2 protein-coding genes are annotated in these 1,292 nt (G+C 65.2%); both read right to left on the reverse strand.

The annotated features are described in order from the left end of the window. Nucleotides 1–64 precede the first annotated feature (64 nt). On the reverse strand, nt 65–847 hold the full coding sequence (locus F0L68_RS40325) for an IS630 family transposase (RefSeq protein WP_223199578.1): 783 nt from the start codon (nt 845–847) through the stop codon (nt 65–67). Beyond that, nucleotides 736–1,113, reverse strand: coding sequence for a helix-turn-helix domain-containing protein (locus F0L68_RS44040; protein ID WP_223199579.1), 378 nt, complete (start codon nt 1,111–1,113; stop codon nt 736–738). Before F0L68_RS44040 ends, F0L68_RS40325 begins: the two co-directional genes overlap by 112 nt. Between the last annotated feature and the right edge of the window lie 179 nt (nt 1,114–1,292).

Consider the following 1,292-nt stretch of genomic DNA (forward strand, 5'->3'; position numbering starts at 1 on the left):
CGGCTGGCGCACGGAAAACACCGAGGCACAGGTATCCGACCGCGCGACTAGTAGACCTTCGCTTCTAATTTTTGGTGTAGAGGTGGCGGAGTCGGGTGCGGGCATCGTCGGTGGTGAAGTGCCAGTCGACCTGACGCTGGTTGGCGTTGGTGGCCTGCTGCCAGGCGGTGAGCTCGGCGTTGAGTGTGTCGAGGTCGGCGATGCGGCGGTCGAGGCACTGCCGGGACAGCGCGGACAGTTCGATCTCGGCGATGTTGAGCCAGGACCCGTGTTTGGGGGTGTGGTGGATCTCCAGGCGCTGGGCCAGCGCGAACGCGGTGGCCGGGTCGAACGCCTCGTAGAGCGAGGCGATGGTGTGGGTGTTGAGGTTGTCCATCACCAGCACGACCTTGTCGGCCTCGGGGTAGTCCACGGTCAGGAGTCGTTGGACCTGCCCGGCCCAGTCGAGCTTGGTTCGGCGGGGTTGGGCATCCACCCGCCGCCACCCGCCCAGGGGTTCGACCCAGCAGAAGATCGAACAGGTGCCGTGGCGGACGTACTCGCTGTCCTGCTGGAGATCGCGTCCCGGTGTGGCGGGGATCGGGTCGCGGGCGTGCGCCAGGAGCTGGTAGGGCTTCTCGTCCATGCACACCACTGGTCTGGCGGGGTCGTGGCCGCGGGCATAGACCGCGAGAACGTCCTCCATCGCCGCGGCGAAGGCCGCGTTCGTCTGGGGCGGGATCGTCCAGCACTTCCTCAGATGAGGACGCAGTTCCGTTTTTTTAACACCCGTCCGATGGTGGAGTGATCCAGATCCGGGATGTCCTGGGTGAGCGCGACGTGTTTCTCCAGTAGCCGCAACGACCACCGCCCATACCCCTGCGGCGGGGCCGAGCACGCCAACGCGATCAACCGGGCCTCGACCTCACCGGTGATCACCGAGGCCACCGGCGGAAGGTCCCGCCGCTTACGCGAGATCGTGGCATGCACGTCACCACCGGTCTCGGTGAACCGCTTGGCGACCAGGCGCAAAGTCTCGCCCGAGACTCCCAGTCGCGCCGCGATCACCTCCTGCGAATCGACCGCGCCACCGGAGGTGTCCAACGCCAGCAGCACCCGCGCACGCATGATCATCGAAGCCGGATGCACACCTGTCCTGGTCAGTCGAACCAACTCGTCACGATCCGACTCGGTCAGCACGACTGGACGCTTCTTCTGTGAACCCACGACACCCGTTCTGCTTGGTAGGGGAGGTCAGTCAGACAGCGCCATCCCACCAAACACTCCAGAGTTAAGCAACGACAATCTACTAG

Origin of the sequence: Solihabitans fulvus (assembly GCF_008386585.1) — a bacterium.
GTDB classification, from domain to species: Bacteria; Actinomycetota; Actinomycetes; order Mycobacteriales; family Pseudonocardiaceae; genus Solihabitans; species Solihabitans fulvus.